The 21,551-nt window shown below is 70.1% G+C and carries 23 protein-coding genes; 17 read left to right on the top strand and 6 right to left on the bottom strand.

Features of this window, described 5'->3' with window-relative positions:
* Positions 1–110 precede the first annotated feature (110 nt).
* The 3 genes from ACZ5J1_RS17125 to ACZ5J1_RS17115 all read right to left on the bottom strand — a co-directional run bounded on the left by ACZ5J1_RS17125 (position 111) and on the right by ACZ5J1_RS17115 (position 1,953).
* Positions 111–659 carry a helix-turn-helix domain-containing protein gene (locus ACZ5J1_RS17125; RefSeq protein WP_464560746.1) on the bottom strand — a complete coding sequence of 183 codons (549 nt, stop codon included), beginning with the start codon at positions 657–659 and terminating at the stop codon, positions 111–113.
* Positions 656–1,060, bottom strand: coding sequence for a hypothetical protein (locus ACZ5J1_RS17120; protein WP_464560745.1), 405 nt, complete (start codon positions 1,058–1,060; stop codon positions 656–658). Before ACZ5J1_RS17120 ends, ACZ5J1_RS17125 begins: the two co-directional genes overlap by 4 nt.
* Positions 1,061–1,212: 152 nt before the next feature.
* Positions 1,213–1,953 carry an IclR family transcriptional regulator gene (locus ACZ5J1_RS17115; protein ID WP_464560744.1) on the bottom strand — a complete coding sequence of 247 codons (741 nt, stop codon included), beginning with the start codon at positions 1,951–1,953 and terminating at the stop codon, positions 1,213–1,215.
* A gap of 68 nt (positions 1,954–2,021) precedes the next feature.
* On the opposite strand from ACZ5J1_RS17115, the gene pcaH reads away from it, so the two are divergent.
* Genes pcaH through ACZ5J1_RS17085 form a run of 6 tightly spaced genes read left to right on the top strand, consistent with a single transcriptional unit; the run spans position 2,022 to position 7,928 of the window.
* Positions 2,022–2,801 carry a protocatechuate 3,4-dioxygenase subunit beta gene (gene pcaH / locus ACZ5J1_RS17110; RefSeq protein WP_464560743.1) on the top strand — a complete coding sequence of 260 codons (780 nt, stop codon included), beginning with the start codon at positions 2,022–2,024 and terminating at the stop codon, positions 2,799–2,801.
* Positions 2,798–3,349: a protocatechuate 3,4-dioxygenase subunit alpha gene (pcaG, locus tag ACZ5J1_RS17105; RefSeq protein ID WP_464560742.1), complete on the top strand. Its 552-nt coding sequence runs from the start codon at positions 2,798–2,800 to the stop codon at positions 3,347–3,349. Before pcaH ends, pcaG begins: the two co-directional genes overlap by 4 nt.
* Positions 3,342–4,505, top strand: a complete 1,164-nt coding sequence (locus ACZ5J1_RS17100; protein WP_464560741.1) for a lyase family protein — start codon at positions 3,342–3,344, stop codon at positions 4,503–4,505. The genes pcaG and ACZ5J1_RS17100 overlap by 8 nt, the downstream gene beginning before the upstream one ends.
* Positions 4,502–5,638: a bifunctional 3-oxoadipate enol-lactonase/4-carboxymuconolactone decarboxylase PcaDC gene (pcaDC, locus tag ACZ5J1_RS17095; protein ID WP_464560740.1), complete on the top strand. Its 1,137-nt coding sequence runs from the start codon at positions 4,502–4,504 to the stop codon at positions 5,636–5,638. Before ACZ5J1_RS17100 ends, pcaDC begins: the two co-directional genes overlap by 4 nt.
* Before the next feature lie 59 nt (positions 5,639–5,697).
* Positions 5,698–7,158, top strand: coding sequence for a peptide MFS transporter (locus tag ACZ5J1_RS17090; RefSeq protein WP_464560739.1), 1,461 nt, complete (start codon positions 5,698–5,700; stop codon positions 7,156–7,158).
* A gap of 5 nt (positions 7,159–7,163) precedes the next feature.
* Entirely contained in the window at positions 7,164–7,928 is a 765-nt protein-coding gene (locus tag ACZ5J1_RS17085; protein ID WP_464560738.1) for an endo alpha-1,4 polygalactosaminidase, read from the top strand.
* Here the strand turns inward: ACZ5J1_RS17085 and ACZ5J1_RS17080 are convergent.
* Complete coding sequence (locus ACZ5J1_RS17080; protein ID WP_464560737.1) at positions 7,897–8,805, bottom strand: LysR substrate-binding domain-containing protein; 909 nt, start codon at positions 8,803–8,805, stop codon at positions 7,897–7,899. The two genes, ACZ5J1_RS17085 and ACZ5J1_RS17080, sit on opposite strands and share 32 nt — an antisense overlap.
* Before the next feature lie 71 nt (positions 8,806–8,876).
* Here ACZ5J1_RS17080 and ACZ5J1_RS17075 point away from each other — a divergent pair, with 71 nt between their 5' ends.
* The 3 genes from ACZ5J1_RS17075 to ACZ5J1_RS17065 are packed head-to-tail and all read left to right on the top strand — an operon-like array spanning position 8,877 to position 11,427.
* Positions 8,877–10,079, top strand: coding sequence for a thiolase family protein (locus tag ACZ5J1_RS17075; RefSeq protein WP_464560736.1), 1,203 nt, complete (start codon positions 8,877–8,879; stop codon positions 10,077–10,079).
* Complete coding sequence (locus ACZ5J1_RS17070) at positions 10,079–10,774, top strand: 3-oxoacid CoA-transferase subunit A (protein ID WP_464560735.1); 696 nt, start codon at positions 10,079–10,081, stop codon at positions 10,772–10,774. The genes ACZ5J1_RS17075 and ACZ5J1_RS17070 overlap by 1 nt, the downstream gene beginning before the upstream one ends.
* Entirely contained in the window at positions 10,771–11,427 is a 657-nt protein-coding gene (locus ACZ5J1_RS17065) for a CoA-transferase (protein ID WP_464560734.1), read from the top strand. Before ACZ5J1_RS17070 ends, ACZ5J1_RS17065 begins: the two co-directional genes overlap by 4 nt.
* Here ACZ5J1_RS17065 and ACZ5J1_RS17060 read toward each other — a convergent pair.
* The gene (locus ACZ5J1_RS17060) at positions 11,424–12,845 is read right to left on the bottom strand and encodes a pyridoxal phosphate-dependent decarboxylase family protein (RefSeq protein WP_464560733.1); all 1,422 of its coding nucleotides are present in this window, start codon (positions 12,843–12,845) and stop codon (positions 11,424–11,426) included. The genes ACZ5J1_RS17065 and ACZ5J1_RS17060 overlap by 4 nt on opposite strands.
* Before the next feature lie 100 nt (positions 12,846–12,945).
* Here ACZ5J1_RS17060 and ACZ5J1_RS17055 point away from each other — a divergent pair, with 100 nt between their 5' ends.
* Both ACZ5J1_RS17055 and ACZ5J1_RS17050 read left to right on the top strand, forming a co-directional pair.
* Positions 12,946–13,410 (top strand): Lrp/AsnC family transcriptional regulator, encoded by a 465-nt coding sequence (locus ACZ5J1_RS17055; protein ID WP_464560732.1) that lies wholly within the window; start codon positions 12,946–12,948, stop codon positions 13,408–13,410.
* A 68-nt stretch (positions 13,411–13,478) separates the two neighbouring features.
* A complete protein-coding gene (locus tag ACZ5J1_RS17050; protein WP_464560731.1) occupies positions 13,479–14,114 on the top strand; it encodes a hypothetical protein in 636 nt (211 codons plus the stop codon).
* A gap of 79 nt (positions 14,115–14,193) precedes the next feature.
* Here the strand turns inward: ACZ5J1_RS17050 and ACZ5J1_RS17045 are convergent, their stop codons facing one another.
* A complete protein-coding gene (locus ACZ5J1_RS17045) occupies positions 14,194–14,982 on the bottom strand; it encodes an IclR family transcriptional regulator (RefSeq protein ID WP_464560730.1) in 789 nt (262 codons plus the stop codon).
* 215 nt (positions 14,983–15,197) lie between these two features.
* Here ACZ5J1_RS17045 and kduI point away from each other — a divergent pair, with 215 nt between their 5' ends.
* From kduI to ACZ5J1_RS17015, 6 genes are all read left to right on the top strand, one after another.
* Complete coding sequence (gene kduI / locus ACZ5J1_RS17040; protein WP_464560729.1) at positions 15,198–15,980, top strand: 5-dehydro-4-deoxy-D-glucuronate isomerase; 783 nt, start codon at positions 15,198–15,200, stop codon at positions 15,978–15,980.
* The gene (gene kduD, locus ACZ5J1_RS17035; protein ID WP_464560728.1) at positions 15,977–16,729 is read left to right on the top strand and encodes a 2-dehydro-3-deoxy-D-gluconate 5-dehydrogenase KduD; all 753 of its coding nucleotides are present in this window, start codon (positions 15,977–15,979) and stop codon (positions 16,727–16,729) included. The genes kduI and kduD overlap by 4 nt, the downstream gene beginning before the upstream one ends.
* Positions 16,730–16,839: 110 nt before the next feature.
* Entirely contained in the window at positions 16,840–17,916 is a 1,077-nt protein-coding gene (locus ACZ5J1_RS17030) for a sugar ABC transporter substrate-binding protein (RefSeq protein ID WP_464560727.1), read from the top strand.
* 2 nt (positions 17,917–17,918) lie between these two features.
* The gene (locus ACZ5J1_RS17025; protein WP_464564813.1) at positions 17,919–18,923 is read left to right on the top strand and encodes an ABC transporter permease; all 1,005 of its coding nucleotides are present in this window, start codon (positions 17,919–17,921) and stop codon (positions 18,921–18,923) included.
* A complete protein-coding gene (locus tag ACZ5J1_RS17020; protein ID WP_464560726.1) occupies positions 18,920–20,497 on the top strand; it encodes a sugar ABC transporter ATP-binding protein in 1,578 nt (525 codons plus the stop codon). Before ACZ5J1_RS17025 ends, ACZ5J1_RS17020 begins: the two co-directional genes overlap by 4 nt.
* Positions 20,494–21,489 (top strand): ABC transporter permease, encoded by a 996-nt coding sequence (locus tag ACZ5J1_RS17015; protein WP_464560725.1) that lies wholly within the window; start codon positions 20,494–20,496, stop codon positions 21,487–21,489. The genes ACZ5J1_RS17020 and ACZ5J1_RS17015 overlap by 4 nt, the downstream gene beginning before the upstream one ends.
* The last annotated feature ends 62 nt before the right edge of the window (positions 21,490–21,551 follow it).

Genomic DNA, 21,551 nt, shown 5'->3' with positions numbered 1-21,551 from the left:
ACGTTTGGGGGATTCCCCCGTCTTCGGTGTGCTACTCCCCCCTCGCGCACAGTGAAGCGAAAGCCCCCGACCGGGATCCGGTCGGGGGCTTCGTCGTTGGTGGGGAGGCCCTATGGCGCCAGCATCACGTCCTGCTGCTCGGCGTCCGTGTCGCTGCGGAGCTGTGCAAGCTTGCTGTCTCTCATCCCGAACAGGTCGAGCTCGACGTCGACGCCGTTGACGCGGACCACGATGCTCGCGGACTCGGCTCCGGTCGCCTCGAGGTAGCCGGCGAGTGTCGAGAGCAGCATGTCATCGCTGCGCTCGGTGCGTGAGACCACACTCTGAGTCACGCCCATCTGCTTGGCGACCTCGACCTGGGTGTAGTCGGCTGCCTTGCGGATGGCTGCGACGTTCAGCGCGTAGATGCGGTCGAGTTCGCGCATCTCCCCGCGGATCGCGCTGACCCGCTCCTTGGCGCCCGGGCGCTGCTTGAGACGCTTGAGTCGCTCATTGCCCTCGGTACCTCGCACGAACCCCGCGCTGGGCGGTTCGGGCTGTCCCGCGTGTTCCGGCTGCGCGTCCTCCTGCTCCGGCTGAAAGGCAGCCTGCGTCTGTTCGTGGTTCACGTCATCATGAGCGTCCAGGAAGGGCCCCTCCTGGAACTTCTCGTCACTCATTTCTCGCCCCTCGCTACTTCGCGCTTCCATTGGTCGATCAACGGATCACCTCTGCTGGCGACGCTGTTGTAGAAGACGTCTCCCATCCGGGCCTTGTCGCCTGCGAACAGCGCCACGACCACCGTGCCTTCATCTGGTGGGAACCAGACGATCAGGCGGATCGCGATGCCTTCGCAGTACGGGTGGGACACACGCCAGAGCTCGTATCTCCTGCGCTGTCGCACCCATTTCAGCGTCGCGGTCTCGTCATCCCTGCTGGGAGCCGTCTCCAACTCGTCCAGTTCCTCGAGGAGCGCCTGCACGATGTCGAGTTGATCTCGAGCCCGTACGTCGCCCTTGTCTGCCTTTTCCTCGAGAGCATCGACCCAGCGCCAGAACTCGGCCGGCGCATCGATGATCACACCATCATTATGGCCCTGGAGTCATATTCACTTCAAGCCATATTTCTGGGTTTACTCTGAACGGCGCTCCCGGGCCAGCTGCCGGACTGGAGTTGGGGCCGTGGCGCTGCAGGATCGCCTGGCGCTCTTCTTCGAGGGTTCGTTGGTTCGGCTCAGCCGAGATTGCGGGCGATGCCGTGCGCGGCGACCTGGAGCGCGGAGACGAGCCGGGTCTTGGTGCGGCGCAGGTCGGGGACGACGAAGCCGATCGCTGCCACGACGTCGGTCGATCCAGGGCCAGCTGTGATGGGGACAGCCACCGAGCAGGCGCCGAGGGTCATCTCCTCGATCGTGGTCGCGTAGCCGTCGGCGAGGATCCGGCTGAGCTGGTCCTCGAGGGCGCGGCGTGAGGTGACGGTGTACGGCGTGAAGCGCTGCTTTCGCCCGGCCAGCACCCGCTCGCGTACGTCGTCGGGCGCATGAGCCAGGAGCACCTTCCCGACCCCGGTGCAGTGCAGGGGCAGTCGGGAGCCGGTGGTGCTGACGATCGGGACGGAGCGGTGTCCGGCCAGCCGTTCGACGTAGAGGGCCTGGTCCTGGTCGCGCACCGCGAGGTGGACGGTCTCCAAGGTGGCGCCGTAGAGGTCGTTGAGGAACGGCGAGGCCGCCTCGCGCAGGTTCGTCTGCACCGGGGCGAGGAGCCCGAGGTCCCAGAGTCGGCGCCCGACGACGTACTCACCAGTGGGTGCTCGGCGGAGGGCGCCGCACTCGACGAGCTCGGCGACCAGGCGGTGCGTGGTGCTCAGGGGGAGGTCGGCGCGGCGTGAGATCTCGGAGAGCCGCAGGGCGCGGTGGGTGGTGTCGAACGCGCCGAGGAGGCCGAACACCCGGGCGGTCACCGACGGCATCGTCATGCTGGATCCTTCCGTTCAGCGGAAGCCTAGGCTTCCGTTGACGGGAGAGCGAGGACACCCTCGACCCCGTGAGCACGCCGACCCAGGAGCAGATCTCCGCCGAGATCGCCGACATCGCCGCCCGGCCGAGTGACGGCACCGAGCCGCAACCGCGGATCGACTACCCGCCGTACCGCTCGAGCATCCTGCGCCACCCGACGAAGGACCCGCGCCACGTCGACCCCGAGACGATCGAGCGCTGGTCGCCCTGCTTCGGGCACTCCGACGTGCACCCGCTCGAGGCCGACCTGACCCTCGGCGCGCACGCCGGCATCAACTCGGCGGCGACCGGAGAGCCGATCGGGGAGCGGATCACGGTCAGCGGCCGCGTCGTCGACGGCGACGGCCGACCGGTCGCGGGCCAGCTCGTCGAGATCTGGCAGGCCAACGCCGCGGGCCGCTACGTGCACAAGAACGAGCAGCACCCGGCTCCGCTCGACCCGAACTTCACCGGCGTCGGACGCTTCCTCACCGGCGCCGACGGCTCCTACTCGTTCCGGACGATCAAGCCCGGCCCGTACCCGTGGGGCAACCACCGCAACGCCTGGCGCCCGGCGCACATCCACTTCTCCGTCTTCGGCACGGCCTTCACGCAGCGGCTGATCACGCAGATGTACTTCCCGGGCGACCCGCTGTTCGCGCTCGACCCGATCTACCAGGCGATCACCGAGCAGAAGGACCGCGACGCCCTCGTGGCGACGTACGACCACGACCTGACCGTGCCGGGCATGAGCATGGGCTACCGCTGGGACATCGTCCTGACCGGATCGCACGCCACCCCGCTCGAGCGCGAGGAGGCGCACGCATGATCACGACCCCCACCCGAACGCCTGGCCAGACGATCGGCCCGTTCTTCGGTCAGGCCCTGCCGTACGACGGCGACCACGAGCTCGTTCCCGCCGGCAGTGCCGGGGCGATCCGGCTGCACGGCTACCTCTACGACGGTGACGGGATGCCGGTCCCGGACGCGATGATCGAGATCTGGCAGGCCGACGCCGGAGGCGCGGTCCCGCGCCGCGAGGGGTCCCTGCACCGCGACGGTTGGACCTTCACCGGCTGGGGGCGCTGCCACGCCGACCGCACCGGCCACTACTCGTTCACGACCGTCGCGCCGGGGGTGACCCAGGACGGTGCGGCGCCGATGTTCGCGGTCGTCGTCTTCGCGCGGGGATTGCTCGACCGGCTCTTCACCCGGATCTACCTGCCGGGCCACGCGGCCAACGCGACCGACCCGCTGCTCGGTTCGCTCACGGACGACGAGCGGGCGACGTTGATCGCGACGGCCGACCCGAGCGGCCTGCGCCACGACCTGCACCTTCAGGGCGAGCGGGAGACGGTGTTCCTCCGCCATGGCTGATCTCTTCTGGCCGGGCGACGGGCGCGCCGGCACCCTCTGCTCCGACGTGGCGTTCCTCGAGGCGATGGTCGCGGTCGAGCAGGCCTGGCTCGACACCCTCGTCGCGGCGGGGCACGCCGAGCCGGCGCAGCTGACCGTCCCCGACCTCGATCGGATCGCCGCTGGCGCCGAGGCCGGTGGCAGCCCGGTGATCCCGCTCGTGGCTGCCCTGCGCGAGCAGAGCCCCCATGTGCACCGGGGTCTGACGTCGCAGGACGTCCTCGACACCGCCCTTGTGCTCTGCCTGCGCGACGCGCTCGCGCAGGTCGGCCGCGACGTCGACCGGCAGCGGATCGCGCTGATCGGCCTGGTCGAGGAGCACCGCGCCACGCTCCGCGTCGGCCGGACCCTGACCCAGCACGCGGTCCCCATCACCTTCGGGCTCACGGCCGCGACCTGGCTCCAGGGCCTGTGCGCTGCGACCGAACGGCTCGACGCCTCCGCTTCGTTGCCGGCCCAGCTCGGCGGCGCTGCCGGCACCTGGGCCGCGGCCACCGCGATCACCGGTGACCCGAGCACCGCGCTCGGGTTGGCGGCCGACGCCGCGCGCCGCCTCGGCCTCGTCGCCACGGCTCCGTGGCACACCGACCGCTCCACGGTCACCGCCACGGCCGATGCGCTCGTCGGTCTCTCCGACGTGTGGGGACGGATCGCCGCCGACGTCGCACTCGGATCGCGTCCCGAGATCGGCGAGCTCGGTGAGGCCACCGGCGGTGGCTCCTCGACCATGCCCGGCAAGGCGAACCCGGTGCTCTCGACGCTCGTACGGCGCCACGCGCTCGCGGCACCAGCGCTGGCGTCCACGCTCCACATCGCCGCGGCGTCGTACGTCGACGAACGGCCCGACGGTGCCTGGCACGTCGAGTGGGACACCCTGCGCCTGCTCGCCCGACGCAGCCTCGTCGCCGCCTCGCAGGTCGCCGACCTGCTCGAGGGCCTGGTGGTCGAGGCCGACGTGATGCGGGCCCGGGCTCTCGCGGCCGCGGAGACCCTGACCGCCGAGCAACACAGCATCAGCGGTCTCAGCGGAGAGCCGTCGGCCTACCTCGGTGCGACCGACCAGTTCATCGACGCCGCCCTCGACCGAGCCCGCGCCCAGCAGAAGGACCGCCCGTGACGCCCCTCGACCTGACGCTCGTCCACCTCGCCGGCGGGGAGGGCCAGCCGGTCCTCGTCGTCGGCCCCTCCCTCGGCACGGCCGTCACCCCGTTGTGGGAGCAGGTCGCGACCCAGCTGGGTGAGCGGCTCCACGTTGTCGGCTGGGAGCTGCCCGGCCACGGACATGGCGCCCCAGCGACGTCGCCCTTCTCGATCGCCGACCTCGCCCATGCCGTCGCCACCGCGGTCGACCGCACCCTGGGTCCGACCCCGTTCCTCTACGCCGGTGACTCCGTCGGCGGTGCGGTCGGTCTCCAGCTCGCCCTCGACCACCCCGGCCGGCTCCTCGCCCTCGCGGCGATCTGCACCGGGGCCCGGATCGGGACGCCCGCGTCGTGGGCCGAACGCGCCGCCACGGTGCGGGCGTCGGGCACCCCGGCCGTGGTCGAGACGTCGGCCGCCCGCTGGTTCGCGCCCGGCTTCCTCGACCGCGAACCCGAGGCCGGAACCGCTCTGTTGAGCTCGTTGCAGCACACCGACGCCGAGAGCTACGCCCTCGTCGCCGAGGCCCTGGGCGCGTTCGACGTCGTGGCGCGACTCGGCGAGATCACCGCGCCGGTGCTGTCGATCGCCGGTGCCGACGACGTGGCCACGCCTGCGGCGACGCTGCGCGAGCACACGGCGTTGATCCCGGGGGCACGCTTCGTCGTCCTCGACCGGGTCGCCCACCTCGCCCCGGTCGAGGCACCGGCCACGGTGGCCAGCCTGATCGAGTCGCTGCTCGACCACGACCCGCGTCCCGCCGCGATGCAGGTGCGCCGCCAGGTGCTCGGCGACGACCACGTCGACCGGGCGATCGCCGGCACCACCGACGTCACCGCCGACTTCCAGGACCTCATCACCCGCTACGCCTGGGGATCCATCTGGACCCGCCCCGGCCTGGCCCGACGCGACCGTTCCATCGCCGTCCTCACCGCACTCATCGCCGGCCGGCACTTCGAGGAGCTGGAGTTCCACCTCCGCGCGGCACTGCGCAACGGACTGAGCCGGGAGGAGATCGTCGAGGTGATCCTGCAGTCAGCGGTCTACGTCGGCGTACCCGCGGCGAACACCGCATTCGCGGTGGCCCGCGAGGTGCTCGCCGAGGAGTGAGTCGTGCGTCGCTCTTGACGCGGACCGGTGCCTCGGGAGCAGAGTGAACCGTGGCGACCATGGATGCAGGCACCGACGACGAGGCCCGGCTGGATCGCGGATTCTTCGGTCATCCGAAGGCCCTGGCCAATCTCTTCGGCGTCGAGATGTGGGAGCGGTTCAGCTTCTACGGCATGCAGGGCATCCTGCTGATCTACCTGTACTACTCCGCCGCCGAGGGCGGACTCGGGATCGACAAGACCACCGCGACCGGCATCGCCGGAGCGTACGGCGGGTCGGTCTACCTGGCCACGATCCTCGGCGCCTGGGTGGCCGACCGCGTGCTCGGCTCGGAGAAGACCCTCTTCTACGCCGCCATCGGTGTGATGGCCGGCCACATCGCCCTCGCCCTCATCCCCGGTCTGGCCGGGGTCGGGGTCGGCCTCGGGCTGATCGCGCTGGGCAGCGGCGGGGTCAAGGCCAACGCCAGTGCGGTCCTCGGCACGCTCTACGCCGAGGACGACGAACGCCGCGACGGCGGCTTCTCGCTGTTCTACATGGGGATCAACATCGGCGCCTTCTTCGGCCCGCTGCTGACCGGGCTGTTCCAGAAGAACTGGGGATTCCACGCCGGCTTCGGGCTGGCTGCGGTCGGGATGGCCATCGGCCTCGTCCAGTACACCCTCGGACGGCACCGGCTGCCGGACTCGTCCCGCGAGGTGCCGCACCCGCTCGCCCACGCCGAAAGGCTGCGCTGGGCAGGGATTGCGGTCGCGGTCGTCGTCCTTGTCGTCGTGGCCTGCCTGGTCGGGGTGATCACCAGCGACAACCTCGCCGACGTCGTCCTGATCGTCACCTCGGTCGCTGCGGTGGCGTACTTCGCCGTGATGCTGACCAGCCGGGAGATCTCCGCCGTGGAGCGGAGCCGGGTCTGGTCGTTCATGCCGCTCTTCGTGGTCAACGCGGTCTTCTGGTCGCTCTACCAGCAGCAGTTCACCGTCGTGACCGAGTACTCCGACGAGCGGCTCGACCGGAACCTGTTCGGCTGGGAGATGCCGGTCTCGTGGGTGCAGTCGATCAACCCCGTGATGATCATCGTGCTGGCGCCGGTCTTCGCCGTGATCTGGACCCGGCTCGGGCCCCGGCAGCCCTCCACCCCGGTGAAGTTCGCGGTCGGCACGATCCTGATGGGCGTGGCGTTCCTGCTCTTCATCCCGATCCCGAAGGGGCAGAACACCGCGCCGCTGCTGGCGCTGGCCGGCATCCTGCTCGTCTTCACCCTGGCCGAGCTGTTCATCTCCCCGGTCGGGCTGTCGCTGTCGACCAAGCTCGGCCCGAAGGCGTTCCACACCCAGATGATCGCGCTCTATTTCCTCTCCGTCGCGTTCGGCAGCGCGATGGCCGGCAAGCTCGCCGGGTACTACGACTGGCAGGACGAGAACCCCTACTTCCTGATCCTCGGGCTGACCGCCGTCGCCGTCGGGCTGGTGCTGCTCGCCTTCACGAAGCCGATCCGGCACCTGATGGCCGGGGTGCACTGATCCCGATGCGGGCCTTGCTCCTCGCCTGCTGCCTCGTCTGCTGCCTGCTCGGCCCGGCCGCAGCTGCCGGACCCGTCGCCCCGATCCCGGCGAGCAGCGACGTCGACTACCAGCTCGGCGGCGGCTACCGGCCGGCGTCGAACGTCGGGATCGTCGTCAGGGACTCGACCGAGGCGCCGATCCCGGGGCGCTACAACGTCTGTTACCTCAACGCCTTCCAGACCCAGCCCGGCACCCAGAAGTACTGGCGCGCCCACCCGAGCCTCGTCCTGCGTCGCGGTGGCCGCCCGGTCGTCGACCCGGGTTGGCCCGACGAGTGGCTGCTCGACATCTCGACCCCGGCCAAGCGCCAGAAGCTCGCCCGGATCGTCGGGCGGTGGATCACCGGGTGCTCTCGAGCGGGCTACCATGCGGTGGAGTTCGACAACTTCGACTCCTTCACCCGCTCGCGCGGGATGCTGAAGGCGAAGCACGCCAACGCGTTCGCGAAGCGGCTGGTGAAGGTCGCCCACCGCGCCGGGCTGGCTGCCGGTCAGAAGAACCGGGCCGCCTTCAACGGCCGCCGCCTCGGCTTCGACTTCGCGGTCGCCGAGTCCTGCGCCCGGTGGAACGAGTGCGCGTCCTACCTCGCTCACTACGGCGACCAGGTCCTCGCGATCGAGTACCGCCGCACGGACTTCCGGAAGGCGTGCGCGCGGATCGGCTCCCGCGTCCCCGTCGTCCTCGCCGACCGGGAGCTCAGGCCCCGCGGGCCGCGCTCCTGGTGCTGATCAGCTCCTCGATGACGCCCAGCGTCCGGGCCAGGTGGGGCTCGTGCCGGTCGGCGCGGTGCGCCGCGGCGAGGTCGATCGTCGGGGACGGCCCGCGCAGCGGCCGGTAGGTCACGCCGTCCAGTGCCAGCGCGGTCACCGGCTCCGGCACGATCGCCGCGCCGAGTCCGCCGGCGACCAGCGTGATCAGGGTCGAGGTCTCGCCGACCTCGTGCCGGATCCGGGGTGCGACACCGGCGTCGTGCAGAAGCCGTACGGCGACGTCGTACATGACGGAGCGGCGCCCGGCCGAGTGCACGATCAGGTCGACGTCGGCCAGGTCGGTGGCACGGATCGTGCGGCGCTTCGCCAGGGCGTGGTCGGCCGGCAGCGCGACGACCAGCCGGTCGTGGCGGAGGGGGACGAGCCGCAGCGTCGGGTCGGCGATCGGGGGTCGCAGCAGTGCCACGTCGATCACGCCGGTGCGGAGCGCCTCGACCTGGTCGGGGACGAGCATCTCGCCACGGAAGGAGAAGTCGACGCCCGGCAGCTCGGCGGCCAGGTGGCGTGACAGCGCCGGCAGCAGGCTGTACGTCGCCGAGCCGACGCAGCCGATCGTGAGATGTCCGATCGAGCCGGCGGCGACGCGGCGGGCGCGGTCGGCTGCCTCGTCCACCTCGGCGAGGATCGCTCGCGCCCGTTCCAGGTAGGCGGTGCCGGCGGCGGTCAGCGCGACCCGACGGGTGGTCCGGGTGAGCAGCTCGACGCCGAGCTCGCCCTCGAGCTGACGGATCGCCTGCGACAGCGGTGGCTGCGCCATGTGCAGCCGGTCGGCGGCGCGACCGAAGTGCAGCTCCTCGGCGACGACGACGAAGTAGCGCAGGTGACGCAGATCCATATGCCACACATCTCAATAGGGACTGATATTCGTACTTCAGAATATCGACCGTTCGGCTTAGCGTCGATCAGGTGAGCGCCTTCCTCTATGCCGCGTCCCGCACCCCGTTCGGGCGGTTCAACGGTGCCCTGGCCGGCGTACGTCCTGACGACCTGGCCGCTGCCGCCATCACCGCCACCCTCGACCGGGTGCCGGGACTCGACTCGGCGGCGATCGACGACGTGGTCTGGGGCAACGCCAACGGCGCGGGGGAGGACAACCGCAACGTCGCCCGGATGGCCACGCTGCTGGCGGGACTGCCGGTGAGCGTGCCGGGCACGACGGTCAACCGGCTCTGCGGCTCCTCGCTCGACGCCGCGATCATGGGGTCGCGGGCGATCGAGTCCGGCGACGCCGACGTCGTCCTGGTCGGCGGGGTCGAGTCCATGACCCGCGCGCCGTGGGTGCTGCCCAAGCCGTCGAAGGGGTACCCCGCGGGCGACGTCACCGCGGTCTCCACCACGCTGGGCTGGCGGTTGGTCAACCAGCGGATGCCGGCCGAGTGGACGGTCAGCCTGGGCGAGGCCAACGAACAGCTGGTCGAACGCTTCGGGATCTCGCGCGAGCGCCAGGACGAGTTCGCCGCTCGCTCGCACCGGTTGGCCCAGCAGGCGTGGGAGACCGGCTTCTACGACGACCTGGTCACGCCCGTCGCGGACCTCGCCCGTGACGAGGGCATCCGCCCGACCTCGACCGCCGAGGTGCTGGCCGGGCTCCAGCCCGTCTTCCGCGCCGAGGGCGGCACCATCACCGCCGGCAACGCCAGCCCGCTCAACGACGGAGCCTCCGCGGTGCTGCTCGGCAGCGAGGCCGCCGCCACCGCGATCGGCGCCGACCCGATCGCCCGGATCGCCGGCCGCGGCGTGATGGCGCTCGAGCCGCAGGCCTTCGGCAACGCACCGGTCGAGGCGGCCAACCGGGCGTTGGCCCGGGCCGGGATCGGCTGGGACCAGGTCGGCGCCGTCGAGCTCAACGAGGCCTTCGCGGTCCAGTCCCTCGCCTGCGTCGACGCCTGGCTGGCCCTCGGGCTGCGCGACGCCGAGCTGGTCAACGCCCACGGCGGAGCGATCGCGATCGGCCACCCGCTGGGTGCGTCGGGTGGTCGGATCCTGGCCACCCTGGCCAAGACCCTGCGGGTCACGGGGGAGCGGTACGGCGTGGCCGCGATCTGCATCGGCGTGGGCCAGGGCCTGGCCGTGGTGCTCGAGAACGTCGACACGCAGGCGGGTGCCTGATGGCCCGCACCGCCCTGCTCGACTCGTGCGACGAGGCGGTCGCCGGGATCGAGGACGGCTCGACCATCCTGGTCGGCGGCTTCGGCCTCGCCGGGATGCCGTTCGACCTGATCGACGCCCTCATCCGCCAGGGCGCTGCCGACCTGACGATCGTGGCCAACAACGCCGGCAACGCCGACGTCGGACTGGCCGCGCTGCTCAGGGCAGGCCGGGTGCGCAAGATCCTCTGCTCGTTCCCGCGGCAGGTCGACTCCTACGTCTTCGACGAGCTCTACCGTGCCGGGCGGATCGAGCTTGAGGTCGTGCCGCAGGGCAACCTCGCCGAGCGGATGCGCGCCGCCGGTGCCGGGATCGGGGCGTTCTACTGCCCGACCGCGGTCGGCACCCCGCTTGCCGACGGCAAGGAGACCCGGGTCATCGACGGGCGGGAGTACGTCCTCGAGCTCCCCATCCGGGGTGACTACGCGCTGATCAGCGCCCACCGTGCCGACGGGATGGGCAACCTCGTCTACCGCAAGACCGCCCGCAACTTCGGGCCCGTGATGGCCGCGGCCGCCGCGACCACGATCGTCCAGGTGGCCGAGGTCGTCCCGACCGGATCGCTCGATCCGGAGGCGGTGGTCACCCCCGCCATCTACGTCGACCGGGTGGTCCAGGTCGACCCCCGGCACTACACCGTCGAGGGAGCACGATGAGCGCCATCACGTCCGCCCACCCGTTGAGCATGGACGAGCTCGCCGCGGTGATCGCGCGCGACATCCCGACCGGCTCCTACGTCAACCTCGGCATCGGCCAGCCGACCAAGATCGCCGACCACCTCGACGCCGAGCACGGCGTCGTACTCCACACGGAGAACGGCATGCTCGGCATGGGTCGTGCGGCCGACCCGGCGCTGGGCGACGTGGTCGACGCCGACCTCACCAACGCCGGCAAGGTCCCGGTGGTCGAGACCCCGGGCTGCTCCTATTTCCACCACGCCGACTCCTTCGCGATGATGCGCGGCGGCCACCTCGACGTCTGCGTGCTCGGCGCCTTCCAGGTCGCGTACGACGGCAGCCTGGCGAACTGGCACACCGGTCGGGCCGACGACATCCCCGCCGTCGGCGGTGCGATGGATCTGGCGATCGGGGCCAAGCAGGTCTTCGTGATGATGAGCCTCTTCACCCGGTCGGGCGAACCCAAGCTGGTCGAGGCCTGCACCTACCCGCTCACCGGCGTCGGCTGCGTCAGCCGGGTCTACACCGACCACGGCGTCTTCGACGTCGGCCCGGACGGCCTCCGGATCCGGGAGACGTTCGGGATCAGCGAGCCCGAGCTGCGCGAGCGCCTGGGGCTGTCAACGCGCTAGGCGTCCGCACCCTGGCCCTGGAGGGTCAGGCCCAGGTCGTCGATCACCGGCAGGACGGTCGCGACGTCCGCGTCCGTCGTGCGGTAGTTGACGAAGCAGACCCGCAGGCAGGTGGTGCCGTCGACGACCGCGGGGGCCAGGAAGACACGACCGTCGCGCTGGACGAGCCGGGCGAGCTGGTCGTTGTGGCGATCGAGGGCCTCGGCATCCAGGCCGGCCGGCACGTGCCGGAAGCACACGGTCGACAGCATCGGCTCGTGCAGCAGCTCGAAGTCGGGGTGCGAGCGCACGGCCTCGGTGAAGGTCCGGGCGTGGCTCAGGGTGGTGGTGATCCACGCCCGGAACTGGTCGGCGCCGTGCAAGCGCATCGCGAGCCAGAACTTCAAGGAACGGAACGGGCGGGAGTACTCCAGGGTCGAGTCGACCGGGTTGCCACTGTCGGCTTCGTGCAGCATGTAGTGCTCCTCGTGACCGAAGGCCGTCCGCAGCGCGCCGCGTGAACGGGTGAGCACGACGCTGCAGCTCTTCGGCATGCCGAGCCACTTGTGCGCGTCGACCGTGACGGAGTCCGCGCGCTCGATGCCGTGGAACCAGTGGCCGGCGAGGTCGGTGGCGGCCGCCGGGAGGCCGTAGGCGCCGTCGACGTGCAACCAGACCCCTGCGCGCTCGCAGATCTCAGCGATGTCGTCGAGCGGGTCGACCGCGCCGGTGAGGGTTGTCCCGGCGGTGGCGACGACGGCGATGGGGGTGACGCCCGCCGCCCGGTCGGCCGCGATCGCCTCGGCGAGGACGTCCGGGCGCATCCGGCGGTGGCTGTCGGTCGAGATCCGTCGGACCGATCGGCGACCGAGCCCGGCGGCCTCGACCGCACGGACGACGGAGTGGTGCGCCTCGTCGGAGCAGTAGACCGCGGCCTCGCGTCCCGCCAGACCGTGCTCGCGGGTGCCGGGCAGGGCATGCTCACGCGCGGCCAGCAGGGCGGTGAGGTTGGAGACCTGCCCCCCGCTGGTGAAGTGCCCCTCGGCCATCGGGAAGCCGATGAACGCAGCGATCCACTCGACCGCCTGCCGGTCCAGGAGATCGGCGGCCCCGGCCGCCGTGGCGAGGTTGGCGTCGTACGCCGAGGTGAGGGCGGCCGCCACCACGCCCGCCTCGAGCCCACTGGAGCCGACGTAGGCCAGGTAGAGCGGTCGGGACGGGGAGACGCTGGCCTCCAGCACGTGGACCGCGTCGTCCAGGGCCCCGGCGCGATCACCGGGCTGATCGGGCAGCGGCGCCAGCAACCGCTCCAGCAGGGCCGAGTCCACCTCGGGCTCCGCGGGGCGGGGATGCTCGAACGAGGACCACGCCTCGGCGATGTAGCCCGTCAGCAGGTGCAGCAGCTCGTCGGGGGCGCCATGGGGATCGCTCGTAGCCATGCGGCGACCATCACAAGCCGAGGACGGATTGCGCAACAGCGGCCCCTCGGCTTGGGCATCCTGACCGCAGGAGTCGATCTGATGTTGCAGAATGCTCAGCGTGGACGGCCTCGATGCACGAATCCTGCTGACTCTCGACGAGTCGCCCGACATCTCGGTGCTCGCGCTCGCCCGCGAGCTCGGGATCGCCCGCAACACGGTGCAGGCCCGACTGCGGCGACTCGAGTCGACCGGCGTCATCGGTCGCCACAGTCGTCGGGTCGACCCGGCCGCCGCCGGCTGGGGGCTGACCGCGTTCGTCTCCGTCGAGCTGAGCCAGACCAGCGGCAACCGCGCCGTCGCCGCGCTCGCCGACGTCCCGGAGGTGCTCGAGATGCACGCCATCACGGGCGAGGCCGACCTGATGCTCAAGGTCGTGGCACGCGACACCACCGACCTCCATCGCGTCACCGGGGAGATCCTGGCCGTCCCGGACGTGCTGCGCACCGCGACCGTCATCTCTCTGCGCGAGCACCTTCCGCTGCGCACGACCGGCCTGCTGACGTCGATGAGCGAAACCTCCTAGGCGAGGCAGCACGCCCGACACGCGGCGCGGTCCTCGCCATGGGAGCGCCCGAGTGGCACGTTGCTGGCATGACCGATTTCGTGTTGGGACTGGTAGCGATCGTGGTCGGCCTGCTGTTCTGCTTCGCGGGCGGTGGGCTGATGCGGGTGGTTCTTGCCATCTGGGGTGGATTCGTCGGCTTCGGCCTGGGTGCCGGCCTCGTGGCCGAGATCGGCAACGACGGGATCCTCTCCACGGCGCTGTCATGGAGCGCGGGGCTCATCCTGGCGATCGTGTTCGCCGTGCTGGCCTACTTCTTCTACGCCGTCGCGGTGGTGCTGGCGATGGCCGGTGCCGGGTTCGCGCTCGGCAGCGGCCTGATCGTGGCGCTCGGGATCGACTGGAACTGGGTCGCGGTGACCGTCGGGGCCGTGGTCGGACTCGCCTTCGCCCTGATCGCGATCGTCGGTGACCTGCCGCTCGCCTTCCTGATCGTGCTCAGCGCGATCGGCGGTGCCGCGGTCGCGGTCACCGGGCTGATGCTGGTCTTCAACGCGATCGACGCGAGCGCCTTCGACGACGCCGGGTTCGTCGAGCTGGTCCGGCAGGACTGGTGGTGGTGGCTGCCCTACGCCGCCCTCGCCCTCCTCGGCCTGATCACCCAGGCCCGGACCGCCGCGGCGATGAAGGCCTCGATGCGCGAGGCGTGGACCACGGTCGGCTGAGCTTCGCGACCCACCAGGAACACCGAAGGCCCCGGAGTGATCCGGGGCCTTCGGTGATTCCTGCGGTGACTCAGGTGACTCAGTGGACGAGACGGTTCTCGTTCTCCAGCTCGAGCTTGGCCTTCACGCTGAGCAGGGTCTCGATGATGAGGTCCTCGCGACCGTTGAGCCGGCTGATCGGGACCGCGACACTGAGGCCGTCGACCGCGGGCCTGGCGAACGGCAGCGCCACCCCGAAGCAGCGCACCCCGATGCAGGACTCGTCGCTCTCGGCGGCGTACCCGTTGCGCGCGGCGGCGTCGATGATCTCGATGACCGCGCCCCGCTCGACGACGGTCCGCTCGGTCAGGGGACTGATGGAGTCGGGCACGAGCGCGTTGCGCACGTCGACCGGACGCTCGGCCAGGATCGCCCGGCCCAGGGCGGTGGAGTACGCCGGCAGCCGACGACCCACCTGCGAGTGCATCCGCAGCGGGTGCACGGACTCGCGCTTGGCGGTGTAGATCACCTGGTCGCCGGAGAGCCGGCCGAGGTTCACGGTCTCCTCGGTCGCGTTGGCGACCTCCTCCATGATCGAGGCGGCGCGGGCCAGCACCGGGTCACCGGAGAGGTAGGCCGAGCTGACCACCAGCGAGTGGATCCCGAGCTGGTAGACGCTGCCCGTCTGGTCGGTCTGGAGCCAACCGCGGTCGAGCATCGTGCGCAGCAGCGCGTGCAGGCTGCTCTTCGGAATGCCCATCCGGGTGGACAGCTGGAGCTGGGTGCCCGGACCGCTGGTGGCGATCTCATCGAGCAGGTCGAGCGCGCGTGCGGCCGACTTGACCGGCCCGGCGGCGCCGGCTCCGTTGATCTTCTCCGCCACTGGCATGAGGGCTCCACTTCACTCGTATGTAGGGCACAAGCGTCGCATATATCTTTTTCGCGCGCAGCACTCTGTCCACATATATGGACAGAATTCTCCCTCTTGACCAGTGATCGGCATCACAGATAGAGTCCGGATTCAGATATCCGAACGCAGTTCACGATTCAGGAGCTCAGGAGCCCCACATGATCCAGGTCCGATATTCGACATCTCCGTCGAGCGTGGAGACATCCCACGCCGCGGACCTGCGGGCGAATTTTCTCGTCGAGGGCATCTTCGAAGCGGGAGAGGTGCACGCGACGTACACCCACGATGACCGCCTCGTCATCGGTGGCGCCGTGCCGGCCGACGGCCAGCTCGACCTGCCCGCCTGGAGCGAGGTGCTCGGCGTCGACTCCCACCTGGAGCGTCGCGAGGTCGGCATCATCAACGTCGGCGAGGCCGGCCAGGTGCTGGTCGACGGCGAGAAGTTCGAGCTCGGCCACCTCGACGGTCTCTACGTCGGCCGTGGCCGCGAGGTGACCTTCGCCGGCGCCGACGCCGCGTTCTACTTCGTCTCCGCCCCGGCCCACGCCGAGCACCCCACCGTCGCGCTGACCCACGGCGACATCGAGCCGATCGCGATCGGCACGACGGAGGGCGCCAGCCAGCGCCAGCTCTTCAAGTACGCCTGGGGCGACGACCTGGCCACCGCCGGTCTGCAGTTCGGCGTCACCGTCATCTCCGAGGGTTCGGTGTGGAACACGATGCCGCCGCACCTGCACGACCGTCGTACCGAGGTCTACCTCTACGCCGACCTCGCCGAGGAGGACCGGGTCTTCCACTTCCTCGGCCAGCCCGGCGCGACGCGCCACCTGATCATGTCCAACCGCCAGGCGGTCATCTCGCCGCCGTGGTCGGTCCACTCGGGCGCCGGCACCGGCCGCTACGCCTTCGTCTGGGCGATGTCTGGTGAGAACAACCAGTACACCGACCTCTTCCCCGTCCCTCTGGAGGAGCTGTGAACCCCTTCGACCTCACCGGCAAGCTCGCCGTCGTCACCGGCGCCGGTCGCGGCCTCGGTCAGGGCGTGGCCCTGGGCCTCGCCGAGGCGGGAGCCGACCTGGTCCTCGTCGGGCTGCCCGGCAGCCAGGTCGAGACCGAGAAGCTGATCCGCGACCTCGGCCGCGACGTCGAGGTCGTCGACCTCGACATGGGTGACCACGACGCGGTCGCTCGGGTCGGCGACGACATCGCCGCCCGCTTCGAGGTCGACATCCTGATCAACAACGCCGGGATCATCGACCGCCACGACACCGTCGACGTCACCGAGGACTCGTGGCAGAAGGTGATCGACATCAACCTGTCCGGTCTCTTCTACCTGAGCCAGCGGATCGGTCGCACCATGGTCGCCCGCGGTCACGGCAAGATCGTCAGCATCGCCAGCCTGCTCGCCTTCCAGGGCGGCATCCGGGTGATCTCCTACACCGCCAGCAAGCACGGCGTCGCGGGGATCACGAAGGCGCTGGCCAACGAGTGGGGCGGCTCCGGCGTGCAGGTCAACGCGATCGCGCCCGGCTACATGGCCACCGACAACACCACCGCGCTGCGTGAGGACGCCGACCGTTCGCGGGCGATCCTCGAGCGCATCCCCGCCGGCCGCTGGGGTACGCCCGCCGACATCGCGGGTAGTGCGGTCTTCCTCAGCTCGTCGGCGTCGGACTACGTCAACGGACACGTCCTCGTCGTCGACGGAGGTTGGATGGCGCGGTGACGCGCCCTTCTACCACCTGAACCCGGGGATCAATGAACTGTGACCCCCGTCACAAAACTCTCGGAACCGTCACGTCAGAATTTCTGGCACCTAACAAAGAAGGATCGATGATGATCGTCAAGTCAAGTTCCGCGATTGCGCTCCTCAGCTTGTCGCTGGCGGCCGTCGCACTCACGGGCTGCAGCTCGGAGTCCAACGCCGATGCGAAGAGCGGAAGCTCCACCTGCGACAAGTCCGACATCAAGCTTGTCGGCCAGGTTCGCAACGAGTCCAACCCCTACGAGGCGGCGTGGCTCAACGGCGGCGACGCGTTCGCCAAGTCGGTCGGCCTGGAGCAGCAGCGCCTGACGTACGACGGTGACTCGACCAAGCAGCAGGAGCAGATCAGCCAGCTCCTCGCCGGCGACACCGACTGCCTCGTCATGAACATCCTGCCCAACGGCGACTCGGACACCCCGCCGATCGTCGAGCAGGCCCAGGAGGCTGGCGCCTACCTGGTGACCCAGTGGAACAAGCCGGCCGACCTCAACGTCACCGACTACTCCCAGTGGCTGAGCCACATCACGTACGACGGCAAGACCTCCGGCAAGGAGATCGGCGACGCGCTCGCCACGGCCATCGGCGGCTCCGGCGGCATCATCGCCCTCCAGGGCATCCTCGACACCGGTGCTGCCAAGGACCGGTTCGCCGGTCTGGAGGAGTCCCTCAAGGCCAACACCGGCGTTGAGCTGCTCGACCAGCAGACCGCCAACTTCTCGCGTGCCGAGGCCCTCGACGTCACCAAGACGCTGCTGGCCAAGCACGGCGACAAGATCAAGGGCATCTGGGCGGCCAACGACGACATGGCTCTCGGTGCGCTCGAGGCCCTGAAGGCCGCCGGCAAGGAGGGCAAGGTCGCCGTTGTCGGTATCGACGCCGTGCCCGACGCCCTGACCGCCATCCAGAACGGCTCCATGACCGCGACCGTCTCCAGCGACGGCCCGTGGCAGGGTGGCATCGGTCTGGCGATCGGCTACTGCGCCGCCACCGGTGACCTCGACGTCGCCGACATCAAGGACCGTGCCTGGTTCGCCGAGCAGTTCCTGATCCAGAAGGACAACGTCGCCGACTTCATCGACCCGAAGGTCGACGACGCCGACTTCGCCTGCGACAACCTCTTCAGCCGCTCGCAGGGTCCGATCTCGTGACCATGACATCCCCCGTCGAGGACGTCGAGATCGTCGCGGCGCGCCCCCCTCGGCGGGGGGTGTCCCTCCGTGACGCCGGTCCACTGATCGCTCTGGTCGTCGTCACCCTGATCTTCTCCGTGCTGAGCTCGGAGTTCCGCACCCTCGGGAACTTCCAGAACATCATGGACTCGGCCGCGGTCCTGACCGTGGTCACGTGCGGCATCACGTTCGTCCTGCTGACCGGGTCCATCGACCTGTCAGCCCCGGGCGTGATGGGAGCGGCGGCGATCGCCGTGTCGCTCCTGGTCGCGAACAACCGCAACGACAACAACCTCGGGCTGATCGGTGTGCTCATCGCCATCGCCCTCGCAGCAGCCCTCGGGTGCCTCAGCGGACTCGCTCTGGTGATGCTCAAGGTGCCCTCATTCATGACCACCCTGGGCGTCTCCGCCGTCGGGCTGGGCATCGCGACCCTCCTCTTCGCCGGTGTCCAGCCCAACATCTCCGACGAGATGCTCGCCAGCCTGGCCGTCGACCGGTTCCTCGGGTTCTCCTACCTGACCTGGCTCGCCGCGGTCTGCGTCGTGGCCGGATACCTGATCCAGCGCTACTCCCGCCTCGGTCGCTACGCGTTCGCCATCGGTGGCGCCGAAGAGGTGCTCTCCCTGTCGGGCGTGAAGGTGGCGCCGTACAAGGTGGCGGTCTTCACCCTGGCCAGCGCCTTCTACGGCCTGGCCGGCGTGATGGTCACCAGCCAGCTCAGCGCCGGCCTGGTCCAGGCCGGCAAGGGCTACGACTTCGCGGCCATCACGGCCGCGGTGGTCGGCGGCACCCTGCTGACCGGTGGACGCGGCGGAATCCTCCACTCCGCCGTCGGTGTCCTGCTGGTCACCGTGCTCACCAACGGCATGGTCCAGGTCGGGGTCAGCCCCTACTGGCAGGGCGGTGTCCAGGGCCTCATCGTCGTCGTCGCGGTCGCCGCGGCGGTGGCACCCCAGCGTCGAAGGAATCAGGTGACGAAGTGAGTCTCGATACTCAGGTGGCGGGAACGGCTCCGGCTCCCGAGCCGACCAACGCCCTCGAGGTCCGTGGCCTCATCAAGCACTACCCGGGCGTCAAGGCGCTCGACGGGATCGACCTCGTCGTGCGCAAGCACGAGGTGCTCGGCCTCGCCGGTGAGAACGGTGCCGGCAAGTCCACCCTGCTCAAGGCGCTGGTCGGTCTGGTCCGGCCCGACGCCGGCGAGATCTGGGTCCGCGGTGAGAAGGTCAAGCTCAAGAGCGTCGTCGACGCTGCGAACCACGGCATCGGGATGGTCTTCCAGGAGCAGTCGCTGGTGCCGAACCTGACCGCCGCGGAGAACATCGTCCTCGGCGCGGAGGGCCCCGGCGTGCGCCGCGGGATCTACCGCTGGGACACGATGCGCAAGCTCGCCCAGGAGCAGCTCGACAAGCTCGGCTCGTCGATCGACCCCCTGGCGCGCACCGACTCGCTCAGCTTCGCCGACCGGCAGATGGTCGAGATCGCCAAGGTGCTCCGGATCGAGGAGCGCACCCAGCACGCACCCGTGATCATCCTCGACGAGCCCACCTCGGTGCTCGAGCCGAAGGAGGTCGAGACCCTCTTCGAGCAGGTACGACGCCTGCGCGAGTTCGCCTCGGTCATCTTCGTCTCCCACCGACTCGACGAGGTGCTCGACGTCTGCGACCGGGTCGCCGTCCTCCGGGGTGGCCAGTCCGTCGGCGAGATGCCCACCGCGGGCGCCGAGCCGACCCAGCTCCACCGCCTGATGATCGGCTCGATCGGCTCCGAGGACCACTACCACGACAAGGCAGCGGTCCGTCGCGAGTCCGAGGAGGGCCAGCCGGCCGCCGAGCCCACGCTCAGCGTCCGCAAGCTCTCCAGCAAGGCGTTCAACGAGGTCGACCTCGACGTCGCGTCCGGGGAGATCGTCGGCATCGTCGGCGTGCACGGCTCCGGTCGTGAGGACCTGTGCCGCACGCTCTTCGGCGCCGAGCCGACCACCGGTGGCGAGGTCTTCCTCGACGGCAAGAAGCTCGACCTGTCCAGCACCCGGGCCGCCTGCGCCGCCGGAGTCGGCTACGTGCCGGCCGAGCGCAAGACCGAGGGCATGGTCGGACCGATGTCGATCGCCGACAACATGACCCTGGCCAAGGAGAAGGCCCGCTGTGTCGGGCCGTTCGTCTCCCCGCCCAAGCAGGCCAAGCTGGTCGACCGCTGGATCGAGCGCCTCTCCATCCGGGCGCCGCACCGCGGCACCGCGATCCAGCGGCTCTCGGGCGGCAACCAGCAGAAGGTCGTCCTGGCCCGCTGGCTGGTGGCCGACGACATCAAGCTGCTGCTCCTGGACCACCCCACCCGTGGTCTGGACATCGGTGCTCGCTCCGAGGTCTACCGACTGATGCGCGAGCTGGCCAACAGCGGCGTCGCGATCGTGCTCCTGGCCGACAGCCTGGAGGAGGCGATCGGGATGTCTGACCGGATCGTCGTGATGAACGACGGACGGGTCACCACCTCGGTCGACTGTGCCTCTGGCGCGAAGCCGACCCCGCTCGATCTCGTGAAGGAAATGGTATGAGCGCCCCCACGATCGTCGCCTCCGAAGCCGAGGTGGCCGCCGTCAAGCACGGTCCGACGCTGACCCAGCGCCTGACCCTCTTCATGCCGGTGATCGCCCTGGTGGTGCTGCTCGCGGCGCTGTCCATCGCCGACCCCGACTTCCTCACCGAGCGCAGCCTCTCCGCGCTCGTGCGGACCTCGGCCCCGCTGATCGTGCTCGCCGCCGGCGCCACGGTCGTGGTGATCTGTGGCGGCATCGACCTCTCCATCGCCGCGCTGGCCTCGCTCTCGACGGTCTTCTTCGCGATGTGGCTGCCCGACCTCGGTGCCCTGACCACGGTCGCGGTGATCGCCGCCGCCGGTGCGATCGGCGCGCTGCAGGGCCTGGCGCACGTGCTGCTCCGGATCCCGTCGTTCATCGTGACCCTCGGCGGGATGAGCATCTTCTCCTCGGTCGCCCTGGTGATCTCCGACGCCGGCCCGATCCGGGTCGTCGACCGGGACGCCACGGCCTGGCTCTCGACGTACGTCGTCGGCTCGCTGCCCACGGCCTTCGTGCTCGCGGTCGGGGTCGTCGCCGGGATCGCGCTGCTGCTGCGTCTCACGCCGCTGCAGAGCTACGTCTCCGCGACGGGTTACTCGGAGTCCGCCGCCCGCCTGGCCGGAAACCCGGTCGACCTGGTCAAGGTCTTCGCCTTCACCCTCTCGGGTGCGTGCGCCGGCCTGGCCGCGGTGATGCTCGCCTCGCGCAACTACAGCGGCAGCCCGACCATGGCCGACAACCTGCTCCTGCCCGCGGTCGCCGCGATCGTCGTCGGCGGCACCGCGATCACGGGTGGTCACGGCAGCGTGTGGCGCTCGCTCGTCGGTGCGCTGGTGATCACCCTGCTGCGCGTCGGCCTGCCGATCGTCGGTGTGCCGTCGGCGTACGAGCAGATCCTCTACGGCGCGATCATCGTGGTCGCCGTCGCCCTCACCCTCGACCGCTCGAAGGTGCTGATCATCAAGTAGTCGACGCCTTCTTCCTCTCCTCCCGCTTCCACCCTGTTCTCTCATCACTCCCTGGAAGGTGC

This window comes from Nocardioides sp. JCM 18999 (assembly GCF_055391175.1).
This window is presented reverse-complemented; position numbering and strand designations above follow the sequence as displayed.